Source organism: Pseudomonas sp. H26/SER47-MNA-CIBAN-0231, assembly GCF_040310465.1.
Taxonomy (GTDB): domain Bacteria; phylum Pseudomonadota; class Gammaproteobacteria; order Pseudomonadales; family Pseudomonadaceae; genus Aquipseudomonas; species Aquipseudomonas atacamensis.
Genome location: NZ_JBEOPW010000018.1, coordinates 52,258 through 64,703 on the forward strand (window position 1 = coordinate 52,258; position 12,446 = coordinate 64,703).

The following is a 12,446-nucleotide window of genomic DNA, read 5'->3' on the forward strand; positions in this document are numbered from 1 at the left end:
GCCCATGGATAAGCCTGACGAGTCTGTGACGGATCTGATCCGCGCCCGCGATGTTCGTGGTTTCGAATCCTGGGCGCTGCCCAGCTTCGACCCGCCGAAACCGGAACCCGAGCCTGAGCCGGAGCCTGAACCGCCGGAAATGGAAGAAGTGCCGCTGGAAGAAGTCCAGCCACTGACCCTGGAAGAACTCGAAAGCATCCGTCAGGAGGCTTACAACGAGGGCTTCGCCATCGGCGAAAAAGAAGGTTTTCACAGCACCACGCTGAAGGTGCGTCAGGAAGCTGAAACAGCGCTGGCGGCGAAAATCGCCAGCCTCGAGCTGTTGATGGCCAACCTGTTCGAACCGATCGCCGAGCAAGACACCCAGATTGAAAAGTCGCTGGTTGACCTCGTGCAACACATCACCAAGCAGGTGATCAAGCGCGAACTGGCCATCGATTCAACGCAGATCGAACACGTCATGCGCGATGCCCTCAAGCTATTGCCGCTGGGCGTGGAAAACGTGCGCCTGTACGTCAATCCGCAGGATTTCGCCCAGGTCAAAGCCCTGCGCGAACGCCACGAAGAAACCTGGCGCATCGTTGAAGACGAGTCGCTATTGCCGGGCGGCTGCCGGGTTGAAACCGAGCACAGCCGCATCGACGCCAGTGTCGAATCGCGGGTGACCCAGGTCATGGCCAAGCTGTTCGACCAGTTGCACGAGCAGGCCTTGCATCCGGCAGCGCCTGACTTGAGTCTGGACATTCCCGAAGACACCCCAGCGGCTGTCGACTCTGACGAGCCGCGCGCGGACGCCAGCGATGCGCCTTGAACGCACCAGCTTCGCCAAGCGCCTGAGCACCTACGCCGAGGCCACCGAGATTGCCGGCGCGCCGATCCTTGAAGGTCGGCTGCTGCGCATGGTCGGCCTGACCCTCGAAGCCGAAGGCTTGCGCGCCGCCATGGGCACCCGTTGCATGGTGATCAATGACGACAGCTACCACCCGTCCCAGGTGGAAGCGGAAGTCATGGGTTTTTCCGGCAGCAAAGTCTTTCTGATGCCGGTCGGCAGCGTCGCCGGGATTGCCCCGGGCGCCCGCGTGGTGCCCCTGGCCGATACCGGTCGTTTACCGATGGGCATGAGCATGCTCGGCCGTGTCCTCGACGGCGCCGGTCGCGCGCTGGACGGCAAGGGCGGCATGAAGGCCGAAGACTGGGTGCCGATGGATGGCCCGACAATCAACCCGCTCAACCGTGATCCGATCAGCGTACCGCTGGACGTCGGCATCCGTTGCATCAACGGTTTGCTGACGGTCGGCCGTGGCCAGCGTCTGGGTCTGTTCGCCGGTACCGGTGTCGGTAAATCGGTGCTGTTGGGCATGATGACCCGCTTCACCGAGGCCGACATCATCGTCGTCGGCCTGATCGGTGAGCGTGGTCGCGAAGTTAAAGAATTCATCGAACACATTCTCGGTGAAGAAGGCCTTAAACGTTCGGTAGTGGTCGCCTCGCCAGCAGACGACGCACCGCTGATGCGTATGCGCGCGGCAATGTATTGCACGCGCATCGCCGAGTATTTCCGCGACAAGGGCAAGAACGTTCTGCTGCTGATGGACTCGCTGACCCGTTTCGCCCAGGCCCAGCGGGAAATCGCTCTGGCCATCGGTGAGCCGCCAGCAACCAAGGGTTATCCGCCCTCGGTGTTCGCCAAACTGCCGAAACTGGTGGAGCGCGCCGGTAACGCGGAGAAGGGCGGTGGCTCGATAACGGCGTTCTACACCGTACTGTCCGAAGGCGATGACCAGCAGGACCCGATTGCCGACTCGGCGCGGGGTGTGCTCGACGGCCACATCGTCCTGTCACGGCGCCTGGCCGAGGAAGGCCACTATCCGGCGATCGACATCGAAGCGTCGATCAGCCGGGTGATGCCGGCGGTGGTTTCGCCGGATCACATGCAGCGCGCGCAGTATTTCAAACAGCTTTGGTCGCGCTATCAGCAGAGCCGTGATTTGATCAGCGTCGGTGCCTACGTAGCCGGTGGCGATCGCGAGACCGATCTGGCGATTTCCCTGCAACCACAACTGGTCAGGTATCAGCGCCAGGGCCTCAACGACAAAATAAATCTGGGTGAGAGCCAGGCCTATCTGGAAACCCTGTTCGCCCCTGCGGCGGGCGGGTAACCGGCCATGGCCGTCAGCCGCGCCGCGCGCCTGGCACCGGTGGTGGACATGGCCGAAAAGGCCGAGAAAGCCGCCGTGCAGCGCCTCGCCTACTTTCAGGGCCAGGTCAAAGTTGCCGAAAGCAAACTGGCCGACCTCAATGCCTTTCGTCTGGATTACTCGCAGCAGTGGATCGTGCGCGGCAGCACCGGCGTGACCGGGCAATGGCTGCTGGGCTTTCAGGGGTTTCTGGCGCAACTCGACACCGCCGTCGACCAGCAACGGCAGAGCCTGGTCTGGCACCAGAACAAGCTCGACAAGGCGCGTGAGGAATGGCAGCAGGCGTTTGCCCGCGTCGAGGGTTTGCGCAAACTGGTGCAGCGCTATCGTGATGAAGCGCAACGCCTGGAAGACAAGCGCGAGCAGAAGCTGCTCGATGAATTGTCCCAGCGCTTGCCACGGCGTGATGCCTTCTAAACCACACCGGCAAACCCTGTGGGAGCGAGCCTGCTCGCGAAAGCGCCGTGTCAGTCAACCCTGTAGTCAACTGCCAGAATGCCTTCGCGAGCAGGCTCGCTTCCACACTTGTTCCACTGTTGCGCCTTGCTCCAACCCTATCCAGGTGCTAAACCTTGTACAGGTTCGTCAATGACAAGGAAGCCAGTCAATGTCAGTCGTTACAGAAGTCTCTCCAGACCAGAAAAAGCTCACCATCGCCGTCAAAGGCCGGTTCGATTTCGGTCGCCATCAGGAATTTCGCGAGTCGTATGAACGGCTCCCACACAAACCCGAATCCATCGTGGTCGACCTCAAAGAGGCTACTTATCTCGACAGCTCAGCGCTGGGCATGCTGCTTTTGCTGCGTGATCACGCCGGTGGCGACGAGTCGGATATCCGTGTCGTCAACAGCAGCTCCGATGTGAAGAAAATCCTCGCGATTTCCAACTTCGACAAACTCTTCGACATCAGTTGACGCCCATGCAGGCGCAAGAGCCGCTGACCATTCTTATCGCCGAAGACAGCGCCGCCGACCGGCTGCTGCTGTCAACCATCGTCCGCCGTCAGGGCCATCAGGTGCTGACGGCGGCCAATGGTGCCGAAGCGGTCGAAACGTTCAAAGAGCAGCAGCCCGATCTGGTGTTGATGGACGCGCTGATGCCGGTGATGGACGGCTTCGAAGCGGCGCGGCGGATCAAGGCGCTGGCGGGTGAAGCGCTGGTGCCGCTCATCTTCCTCACCTCGCTGACCGAGAGTGAAGCGCTGGCTCGGTGTCTGGAGGCTGGCGGCGACGACTTTCTGGCGAAGCCGTACAACCAAGTGATACTCGCCGCCAAAATCAAGGCGATGGATCGCTTGCGCCGCCTTCAGGCGACTGTCCTGCAGCAGCGCGACCTGATCGCCAGACATCACGACTATCTACTCAACGAACAACGCGTGGCCAAAGCGGTGTTCGACAAGGTCGCGCATTCCGGTTGCCTGAGCGCGCCGAACATCCGATATCTGCAATCGCCTTACGCGCTGTTCAATGGTGATCTGTTGCTGGCGGCGTACACGCCGGCCGGTGACATGCACGTCATGCTCGGCGATTTCACCGGGCATGGCTTGCCGGCAGCGGTGGGGGCGATGCCGCTGGCCGAAGTGTTTTACGGGATGACCGCCAAAGGCTACGGCCTGGCCGAAACCCTGCGCGAGATGAACGCCAAGCTCAAGCGCATCCTGCCGGTGGACATGTTCTGCTGTGCCACCTTGCTCAGTCTGAGTTTCCAGAGCCGTTCGGTGGAGGTGTGGAACGGCGGCATGCCCGACGGTTACTTGCACCGCATGGCCAGTGGCGAGCGCGTGCCGTTGCCGGCGCGGCATTTGCCCCTGGGGATTCTCAGCGCGCAAGCCTTCGATGACCGTACGGATGTGTATCCGATGGCCGTCGATGATCGAGTGTTTCTGTTATCGGACGGGGTGATCGATACCTGCGATGCCAATGACCAGCTGTTCGGCGTCGAACGCTTGCAGCAGGTGTTTGCGGCGAACCGCGAGCCGGATCGGTTGTTCGAGGATATCGAACAGGCACTGCGCGATTTTCGCGGGCAGGCCCGTGACGATGTGAGCATGGTCGAGGTCAGTCTGCTCGAGTCGGCGCAGACGCACGGCGCGGCGCCGGTGTATTCCGACAGCGGCCAGTCGTGCCCGCTGGACTGGTCGGCCAGTTTCGAATTTCGCGGCGCCACGCTCAGGCGCTTCAATCCGTTGCCGTTCCTCTTGCAGTTGCTGCTTGAGGTGCATGGCCTGCGCGCGCAAAGCGGAGCGCTGTACAGCGTGCTCGCCGAGTTGTATTCCAATGGCCTGGAGCACGGCGTGCTCGGGCTGGATTCCAGCCTTAAACGCGATGCGGCAGGTTTCGCCCGCTACTATGAAATGCGCGCGGCGCGGCTGGAGGCGCTGCAAGACGGTTTCGTGCGCGTGCATCTGCAGGTCCAGCCGCAAGGCGAGGGCGGGCGACTGGTCATTCGCGTCGAGGACAGCGGCAAGGGCTTTGATGTGGCGCGGGTCATGGAGCGGCCCGTGGATAACGTCCGCTTGTCGGGACGCGGCATCGGGCTGGTCCGGCAACTGGGGCGCAACGCCAGTTGGTCGGACCAGGGTCGTAGTGCCAGCGTGGAGTTTTTCTGGGAGATTGAGGCATAATCCGCCCATTCTTGATCAAGGAGTGAGCAAGTGACAGACCCACATGTAGATCGCGAAGTCCTCGATACTTTGCGCGAGGTGATGGAGGACGGCTATACGGAATTGCTGGAGACTTTTCTGGCAGATTCGCAAAGCCGCCTGCACGAGTTGCAGGACAGCACCAGCGCCAAAGCGCTTTCCGATGTAGCCCATAGCTTCAAGGGCAGCGCCAGCAACATGGGCGCGGTTCGACTGGCTGAGTTGTGCCAGGACCTTGAGTCGAATGCCAAGGACAAAAGTCCGGAAGCGCTCGCTCAACTGGTGGCCGATATCCATTCCGAATTCGCCGAAGTACGCCCGGTGTACGAAAGCGAAAAGCACCACGCCCACATCCACTGAAGCTGCCGCCCGGCGCTTTTCGCAAGTGTCTGGCCAAATTGGCCCGGCACTTGCAGTTATCTTGCTCAACTGTACCTACGATCCCAGTGCAGCGGAGACCGTGTCATGCCTGCGACCCCAAACATTCTTCTTCAGACCGCCGCCCAGGCCAAGGCGCAAGCCGCCTCTGCCAAATCGTCGGCAATGGCCGCAGACGCCGGGGACAAGGCTTCCAGCTTCGCCAGAGTGTTTGCCGATCAGGCGCCGACCAAGCCTGCCGTGAGCGCCGATAATTCAGTCAAGCCGGCACGCGACAAGGTCGCAGACAGCAGCGGCAAAAAGGATATCGGCAAAGATCAGTCTGCCGCGCCCGAGCCAGCAGTTGCCGATAGCGGCAAAGCGTTGCCTGCCGACAAAGCGGCGACGAGCGACGACGCGACTGCCACTGCCGATGACACCGCTGAAACGGTACAAATCCCTGTGGCCGATGCCGCGCCAGTAGACCCGACGCTGGATCCGGCCCTGGCGCAAGTCGTTCAGCCATTGGCGGCGCCTGTCGTGCCGACTCCAACAGTCGCAACGCCAGCCCAGCCGGAAACCGAAGCGCCTGCATTGGCGGTCGTGTCGGGCATGGTCAAAGATCCGGCGGCCACCGATAGCGATTTCGATCCATCGGCCGACCCGCTCGACTCGATGCCGGCCGTACGCATGGCGATGGAGCAGGGTGGGCATATTTCCGCCGCCAGTCAGGCGCAACCGAAAGCCACGCCTGCTCAAGCTCAGGCTGACGGCGAATTGACCGCCGCGCAGAACTTTGCCGCCGGCATGGCCAGCATGCTCGACGTGCAGGCCGACAAGGACAGCACCAGTCAGGGCGGCGAACAAGCTTTCAGCGGGCTGATCGACGATGGTCTGAAGGATCTGAAGTCCGCCACCAGCGACACCCGCGTCGATGACTTCGCCAACCGTCTGGCGGCACTGACCCAGGCCGCTACGCCGAAAACCGCCAATGCGCTGCCGGTGAATCAGCCGATCGCCATGCACCAGAGCGGCTGGACCGAAGAAGTGGTCAACCGCGTCATGTACCTGTCCAGCGTCAATCTGAAGGCCGCCGACATTCAGTTGCAGCCGGCGGAGCTTGGGCGTCTGGATATCCGCGTGAACATGGTTCCCGATCAGCAGACCCAGGTCACCTTCATGAGCGCGCACCCGAGCGTGCGTGAAGCGCTCGACAGCCAGATGCACCGCCTGCGCGACATGTTCAACCAGCAGGGCATGGGCCAGGTCGACGTCAACGTCGCCGACCAGAACCGTGGCTGGCAGGGGCAGCAAGGCCAGGAGCAGGCGCAGCAGGGCCACAGTGGCCGGACCAGCGCTGCGGGTGGCCGCCTGGATTCGGCGGATGAGGAATTGGCACCGGCTACTGTCGCTGAAGTGGCGGCGCAGACTACCAGCGTAATTGGCAGCAGCGCGGTCGACTATTACGCCTGAGCAAATCAAGAGCCCCCTCACCCTAGCCCTCTCCCAGAGGGAGAGGGGACCGATTGGGGAATCTTGAAGAACTACGCCGACCTGAACGAGCATCGCTGAATCCGTTCGACATTCGGCGACCTGTTGATTCTCGCCCTGAACTTGCAATCACCTCGGTTGTGCAGGTCGATGTCCAGCCCCATTACATCTCGGTCGGCCCCCTCTCCCTCCGGGAGAGGGCTGGGGTGAGGGTGCTTTTGACTTTAGCGTCGTTCTCGACCTCCGACAGTTCTGGCATAACACTTGCTCTTGCCTTGCCGTGCGACTGTGAAACCCCCGATTAGTGACGGATTATTGGCATGGCGAAGAGCGAAGCTGCAGCAGTAAAAGACCCCGCAACCAAAGGCAAACTCAAGCTGATCATCGTGATCGTGCTGGCGTTGCTGGTGGCCATTGGTGCATCCGTCGGGGCGACCTGGTTCTTCATGCACGGCGCGCAGAGCAAGCCTGCCGAGGCCGCTGAAGCAGCGCCGGTCGGCAAGCAGGCGGCGATTTTCGAGCCGATGGCGCCGGCCTTCGTTGCCAACTACAACCAGAACGGCCGTCAGCGCTACATGCAGGTGAGCATCACCATGCTGGCGCGTAATCAGGCCGATCTGGACGCGCTCAAAGTGCACATGCCGGTTATCCGCAACAACCTGGTAATGCTCTTCTCCGGTCAGGATTTCGCCACACTGGCGACACCGGTCGGACAAGAGATGTTGCGCCAGAAGGCCACCGCCAGCGTCCAGGAAGTGGCGCAGAAAGAACTGGGCAAAGTGGTCATCGAACAGTTGCTTTTCACTAATTTCGTACTGCAGTAGGAACACGACATGGCCGTGCAGGATCTGCTGTCCCAGGATGAAATCGATGCGCTCTTGCATGGCGTCGATGATGGTCTGGTACAGACCGATAATGCTGCCGAACCCGGCAGTGTCAAAAGCTACGACCTGACCAGCCAGGATCGCATCGTCCGTGGACGCATGCCGACGCTGGAAATGATCAACGAGCGTTTCGCACGCTACACCCGCATCAGCATGTTCAACATGCTGCGCCGCTCGGCGGACGTGGCCGTCGGTGGCGTGCAGGTGATGAAGTTCGGCGAATACGTGCACTCGCTGTACGTGCCGACCAGCCTCAACCTGGTCAAGATCAAACCGCTGCGCGGCACCGCGCTGTTCATCCTCGACGCCAAACTGGTGTTCAAGCTGGTGGACAACTTTTTCGGTGGCGACGGCCGTCACGCCAAGATCGAAGGGCGGGAATTCACCCCGACCGAACTGCGCGTAGTGCGCATGGTGCTCGAGCAGGCTTTCGTCGATCTGAAAGAAGCCTGGCAAGCGATCATGGAAGTCAATTTCGAGTACATCAACTCGGAAGTGAACCCGGCCATGGCCAACATCGTCGGCCCGAGCGAAGCGATTGTGGTCTCCACCTTCCACATCGAACTCGATGGCGGTGGCGGCGATCTGCACGTGACCATGCCGTACTCGATGATCGAGCCGGTGCGCGAGATGCTCGACGCCGGTTTCCAGTCCGACCTCGACGATCAGGACGAGCGCTGGGTCAACGCCCTGCGCCAGGACGTGCTCGATGTCGACGTGCCGATCGGTGCCACCGTGGCCCGCCGCCAGTTGAAGCTGCGCGACATCCTGCACATGCAGCCGGGCGATGTGATCCCGGTCGAGATGCCGGAAGACATGATCATGCGCGCCAACGGCGTGCCGGCCTTCAAGGTCAAGATGGGCTCGCACAAAGGCAACCTCGCGTTGCAGGTGATCGAGCCGATCGAACGTCGCTGAGGCGGCGCTTTTCACCCCCGTATTTAACCGAATTGTTGCCCGCCGAGGACACATGATGAACGACGATATGAACGCGCAGGACGACCAGGCACTGGCCGATGAATGGGCTGCGGCCCTGGAAGAAACCGGTGATGCCGGCCAGGCTGACATCGATGCACTGCTGGCTGCCGACGCCGGCACTTCCAGCTCCAACCGTCTGCCGATGGAAGAGTTCGGCAGCGTGCCGAAGAACAACGATCCGGTGACCCTCGACGGTCCGAACCTGGACGTGATCCTCGACATTCCGGTGTCGATCTCGATGGAAGTCGGCAGCACCGACATCAACATCCGCAACCTGCTGCAACTCAACCAGGGTTCGGTGATCGAGCTCGATCGTCTGGCCGGTGAGCCGCTCGACGTGCTGGTCAACGGCACCTTGATCGCCCACGGCGAAGTAGTGGTGGTCAACGAGAAGTTCGGCATCCGCCTGACTGACGTGATCAGCCCAAGCGAACGCATCAAGAAGCTGCGCTGAGTGAAAAGGTTTCTCTGGGTGCTGCTGGCATGGCCGTTGAGCGTGCTGGCTGCCGAACCGGGCGCAACCACTGCCGCGCCTGCCGCCACCGCGCCGATGGTCAACAGCGGCGTGGCCGGTCAGTTGACGCAACTGGTGTTCGGTTTGCTGCTTGTGCTGGGCTTGATCTTCTTCCTCGCCTGGCTGCTGCGCCGCGTGCAGCAGGCGGGGCCGACGGGCAAGGGCCAGGTGATCGAGTTGATCGGTTCACGCGCGCTTGGCCCGCGTGACCGCTTGATGCTGGTGCAGGTCGGCAACGAGCAGATTCTGCTCGGCCTCAGCCCCGGCACCATCACCGCGCTGCACGTGCTCAAAGAGCCGGTCGAAGTCCCCACCGCCAGTGAAAAAGCGACGCCGGAATTTGCTCAGCATCTGCTGAAGATTCTTGGCAAGGACCAAAAGGATACGAAGTAATGGGTGCGCTCCGCATCGTCTTGACGCTGCTCCTGTTGCTGGCCGCGCCGCTGGCGTTCGCCGCCGATCCGTTGTCGATACCGGCGATCACGCTGGGCACCAATGCCGACGGCGCGCAGGAATATTCGGTCAGTCTGCAGATCCTGCTGATCATGACCGCGCTGAGCTTTATTCCGGCGGCGGTCATCCTGATGACCAGCTTCACGCGGATCATCATCGTCTTCTCGATCCTGCGTCAGGCCCTCGGCCTGCAACAGACGCCGTCGAACCAGATCCTCACCGGCATGGCGCTGTTCCTGACGCTGTTCATCATGGCGCCGGTGTTCGACCGGGTGAACAACGACGCGCTGCAACCGTATCTGGCGGAAACCCTCACCGCCCAGCAGGCGGTGGAAAAGGCTCAGGTGCCGATCAAGGACTTCATGCTCGCGCAGACCCGCACCAGCGATCTGGAGTTGTTCATGCGCCTGTCCAAGCGCACCGACATCGCCAGCCCGGATCAGGCGCCGTTGACCATTCTGGTGCCGGCGTTTGTAACCTCCGAGCTTAAAACCGCCTTCCAGATCGGCTTCATGATCTTCATTCCGTTCCTGATCATCGACCTCGTGGTAGCGAGCGTGCTGATGGCCATGGGTATGATGATGCTCTCGCCGCTGATCATTTCGCTGCCGTTCAAGATCATGCTGTTCGTGCTCGTCGATGGCTGGGCGCTGATCATCGGTACTCTGGCCAGCAGTTTTGGAGGTGTTTCGCCATGACGCCGGAAGTCGCGGTCGATATCTTTCGTGAAGCCCTGTGGCTGACCACCATGATGGTTGCCATTCTGGTGGTGCCGAGCCTTCTGGTCGGCCTGCTGGTGTCGATGTTCCAGGCTGCCACGCAGATCAACGAACAGACCCTGAGCTTCCTGCCGCGTCTGCTGGTGATGCTGGTGACCCTGATCATTGGCGGTCCGTGGATCGTGCAGACGTTCATGGAATACATTATCCAGCTGTACAAAAACATTCCGATGGTCATCGGCTAAGCCATGCAATCGCTGCTTCAGCTGACCGACACCCAGATCAGCACCTGGGTGGCGTCGTTCATGTTGCCGCTGTTTCGCGTCGCCTCGATGCTGATGGTCATGCCGGTGTTCGGCACCACCTTGATTCCGCGGCGCGTGCGCCTGTATTTCGCCGTGGCGATCACCGTGGTCATCATCCCGGCGCTGCCGCCGATGCCCGCCGTCAGCCCGCTGGATCTCAGCGGCCTGCTGCTGATCGGCGAGCAGATTCTGGTCGGCGCCGTGCTCGGCTTTTCCCTGCAACTGTTCTTCCAGGCCTTTGCCGTCGCCGGGCAGATTGTCGCGGTGCAGATGGGCATGGGCTTCGCCTCGATGATCGACCCTACCAACGGCGTTTCGGTGGCGGTGATCGGGCAGTTCTTCACCATGCTGGTGACGTTGCTGTTCCTGTCGATGAACGGCCATCTGGTGGTGTTCGAAGTTCTCACTGAAAGCTTCACCACGCTGCCGGTCGGCGGTGGTTTGATGGTTGCGCATTACTGGGAATTGGCCGGCAAACTCGGTTGGGTCCTCGGCGCCGCATTGCTGCTGGTGTTGCCGGCCGTCACCGCACTGTTGGTAGTCAACATCGCCTTCGGCGTGATGACCCGCGCCGCGCCGCAACTGAACATCTTCTCGATCGGTTTTCCGCTGACCCTGGTGCTCGGCCTGTTCATCGTCTGGGTGGGCCTGGCGGACATTCTCAACCAGTATCAACCGCTGGCCAGCGAGGCCTTGCAGTTGCTACGCGAACTGGCACGGGCGCGCTGAGTCATGGCAGAGAGCGAAAGCGGTCAGGACAAAACGGAAGACCCCACGGAGAAACGCAAAAAGGACTCCCGTGAGAAGGGTGAAATCGCCCGTTCCAAAGAGCTCAATACTCTGGCCGTGATGATGGCCGGTGCCTCTGCGCTGCTGATCTTCGGCGGCATGCTCGCGCAAGAAATGATGGACGTGATGCGCCTGAACTTCACCCTGTCCCGCGAAGTGGTCATGGACCAAGGCGCCATGGGCCGGTTCTTGCTGGAGTCGGGCCTGATCGCCTTGCTGGCGATTCAGCCGGTGATGATCACCCTGTTGCTCGCCGCCATCATCGGGCCGATCTCCCTCGGTGGCTGGCTGTTCGCCGCAAAGTCGCTGGCGCCCAAATTCAGCCGGATGAACCCGGCCGCCGGCCTCAAACGCATGTTCTCGTTCAAGGCTGTGGTCGAACTGCTCAAAGCCCTGGCCAAGTTTCTGATTACTCTGGGTGTGGCACTGTTGGTGCTGTCCGCCGACGTCGATGACTTGCTGCGCATCGCCCACGAACCACTGGACATGGCGATCATCCACAGCGTCTTGCTGGTGGGCTGGAGCACGCTGTGGCTGGCCTGCGGCCTGATCATCATCGCAGCCGTCGACGTGCCGGTGCAGCTCTGGGAAGCGCACAAGAAACTGCTGATGACCAAGCAGGAAGTGCGCGACGAACACAAAGACCAGGAAGGCCGCCCCGAGGTCAAGCAACGCATTCGCCAGACCCAGCGCGAAATGTCGCAACGCCGGATGATGGCCGCCATCCCCGAAGCCGACGTGGTCATCACCAACCCGACCCACTACGCCGTCGCACTCAAATACGACTCGGAAAAGGGCGGCGCACCGGTGCTGCTGGCCAAGGGCAGCGACTTCATCGCCCTGAAAATCCGCGAAATCGCAGTGGCCAACAACGTCATGCTGCTTGAATCGCCGGCGCTGGCGCGCTCGATCTATTACTCAACTGAGCTTGAGCAGGAAATTCCTGGCGGGCTGTATCTGGCAGTGGCGCAGGTGCTGGCCTACGTCTACCAGATCCGCCAACACCAGGCGGGCAAGGGCAAGCGCCCGGATCCGCTGAAGGATGATTTGCCGATTCCGCCGGATTTGCGTCGGGATTCTTGATGGTGCTGCGCAGCCATTGGTCTGAGATCTCCCCT

15 protein-coding genes are annotated in these 12,446 nt (G+C 61.4%); all 15 read left to right on the forward strand.

Going from position 1 to position 12,446, the window contains the following annotated elements; translation table 11 throughout:
* Positions 1–4 precede the first annotated feature (4 nt).
* Positions 5–811, forward strand: a complete 807-nt coding sequence (fliH, locus tag AAEZ10_RS22385; protein WP_041479018.1) for a flagellar assembly protein FliH — start codon at positions 5–7, stop codon at positions 809–811.
* Complete coding sequence (fliI, locus tag AAEZ10_RS22390; RefSeq protein ID WP_016771077.1) at positions 801–2,159, forward strand: flagellar protein export ATPase FliI; 1,359 nt, start codon at positions 801–803, stop codon at positions 2,157–2,159. Before fliH ends, fliI begins: the two co-directional genes overlap by 11 nt.
* A gap of 6 nt (positions 2,160–2,165) precedes the next feature.
* A complete protein-coding gene (gene fliJ, locus AAEZ10_RS22395; RefSeq protein ID WP_016771076.1) occupies positions 2,166–2,615 on the forward strand; it encodes a flagellar export protein FliJ in 450 nt (149 codons plus the stop codon).
* A 190-nt stretch (positions 2,616–2,805) separates the two neighbouring features.
* Entirely contained in the window at positions 2,806–3,111 is a 306-nt protein-coding gene (locus tag AAEZ10_RS22400) for an STAS domain-containing protein (protein WP_016771075.1), read from the forward strand.
* 5 nt (positions 3,112–3,116) lie between these two features.
* Complete coding sequence (locus tag AAEZ10_RS22405) at positions 3,117–4,820, forward strand: ATP-binding SpoIIE family protein phosphatase (RefSeq protein WP_350571054.1); 1,704 nt, start codon at positions 3,117–3,119, stop codon at positions 4,818–4,820.
* A gap of 30 nt (positions 4,821–4,850) precedes the next feature.
* On the forward strand, positions 4,851–5,198 hold the full coding sequence (locus AAEZ10_RS22410; RefSeq protein WP_016771073.1) for an Hpt domain-containing protein: 348 nt from the start codon (positions 4,851–4,853) through the stop codon (positions 5,196–5,198).
* 105 nt (positions 5,199–5,303) lie between these two features.
* Complete coding sequence (locus AAEZ10_RS22415) at positions 5,304–6,668, forward strand: flagellar hook-length control protein FliK (RefSeq protein ID WP_350571056.1); 1,365 nt, start codon at positions 5,304–5,306, stop codon at positions 6,666–6,668.
* 338 nt (positions 6,669–7,006) lie between these two features.
* Positions 7,007–7,510, forward strand: a complete 504-nt coding sequence (fliL, locus tag AAEZ10_RS22420; protein ID WP_016771071.1) for a flagellar basal body-associated protein FliL — start codon at positions 7,007–7,009, stop codon at positions 7,508–7,510.
* A gap of 9 nt (positions 7,511–7,519) precedes the next feature.
* Positions 7,520–8,488, forward strand: a complete 969-nt coding sequence (fliM, locus tag AAEZ10_RS22425) for a flagellar motor switch protein FliM (protein ID WP_003222890.1) — start codon at positions 7,520–7,522, stop codon at positions 8,486–8,488.
* Positions 8,489–8,543: 55 nt separating this feature from the next.
* Complete coding sequence (gene fliN, locus AAEZ10_RS22430) at positions 8,544–9,002, forward strand: flagellar motor switch protein FliN (protein WP_016771070.1); 459 nt, start codon at positions 8,544–8,546, stop codon at positions 9,000–9,002.
* The gene (gene fliO, locus AAEZ10_RS22435; protein ID WP_350571059.1) at positions 9,003–9,455 is read left to right on the forward strand and encodes a flagellar biosynthetic protein FliO; all 453 of its coding nucleotides are present in this window, start codon (positions 9,003–9,005) and stop codon (positions 9,453–9,455) included.
* A complete protein-coding gene (fliP, locus tag AAEZ10_RS22440; protein ID WP_071171446.1) occupies positions 9,455–10,213 on the forward strand; it encodes a flagellar type III secretion system pore protein FliP in 759 nt (252 codons plus the stop codon). Before fliO ends, fliP begins: the two co-directional genes overlap by 1 nt.
* Positions 10,210–10,479, forward strand: a complete 270-nt coding sequence (gene fliQ / locus AAEZ10_RS22445; RefSeq protein WP_016771067.1) for a flagellar biosynthesis protein FliQ — start codon at positions 10,210–10,212, stop codon at positions 10,477–10,479. Before fliP ends, fliQ begins: the two co-directional genes overlap by 4 nt.
* Positions 10,480–10,482: 3 nt before the next feature.
* Positions 10,483–11,268 carry a flagellar biosynthetic protein FliR gene (gene fliR / locus AAEZ10_RS22450; RefSeq protein ID WP_350571062.1) on the forward strand — a complete coding sequence of 262 codons (786 nt, stop codon included), beginning with the start codon at positions 10,483–10,485 and terminating at the stop codon, positions 11,266–11,268.
* A 3-nt stretch (positions 11,269–11,271) separates the two neighbouring features.
* Positions 11,272–12,411 carry a flagellar biosynthesis protein FlhB gene (gene flhB, locus AAEZ10_RS22455; RefSeq protein WP_076566597.1) on the forward strand — a complete coding sequence of 380 codons (1,140 nt, stop codon included), beginning with the start codon at positions 11,272–11,274 and terminating at the stop codon, positions 12,409–12,411.
* The last annotated feature ends 35 nt before the right edge of the window (positions 12,412–12,446 follow it).

Coding starts and splice junctions, on each gene's coding strand:
- fliH (WP_041479018.1), top strand. CDS start 5: ATGGATAAGCCTGACGAGTCTGTGACGGATCTGATCCGCGCCCGCGAT.
- fliI (WP_016771077.1), top strand. CDS start 801: ATGCGCCTTGAACGCACCAGCTTCGCCAAGCGCCTGAGCACCTACGCC.
- fliJ (WP_016771076.1), top strand. CDS start 2,166: ATGGCCGTCAGCCGCGCCGCGCGCCTGGCACCGGTGGTGGACATGGCC.
- AAEZ10_RS22400 (WP_016771075.1), top strand. CDS start 2,806: ATGTCAGTCGTTACAGAAGTCTCTCCAGACCAGAAAAAGCTCACCATC.
- AAEZ10_RS22405 (WP_350571054.1), top strand. CDS start 3,117: ATGCAGGCGCAAGAGCCGCTGACCATTCTTATCGCCGAAGACAGCGCC.
- AAEZ10_RS22415 (WP_350571056.1), top strand. CDS start 5,304: ATGCCTGCGACCCCAAACATTCTTCTTCAGACCGCCGCCCAGGCCAAG.
- fliL (WP_016771071.1), top strand. CDS start 7,007: ATGGCGAAGAGCGAAGCTGCAGCAGTAAAAGACCCCGCAACCAAAGGC.
- fliM (WP_003222890.1), top strand. CDS start 7,520: ATGGCCGTGCAGGATCTGCTGTCCCAGGATGAAATCGATGCGCTCTTG.
- fliN (WP_016771070.1), top strand. CDS start 8,544: ATGAACGACGATATGAACGCGCAGGACGACCAGGCACTGGCCGATGAA.
- fliP (WP_071171446.1), top strand. CDS start 9,455: ATGGGTGCGCTCCGCATCGTCTTGACGCTGCTCCTGTTGCTGGCCGCG.
- fliQ (WP_016771067.1), top strand. CDS start 10,210: ATGACGCCGGAAGTCGCGGTCGATATCTTTCGTGAAGCCCTGTGGCTG.
- fliR (WP_350571062.1), top strand. CDS start 10,483: ATGCAATCGCTGCTTCAGCTGACCGACACCCAGATCAGCACCTGGGTG.
- flhB (WP_076566597.1), top strand. CDS start 11,272: ATGGCAGAGAGCGAAAGCGGTCAGGACAAAACGGAAGACCCCACGGAG.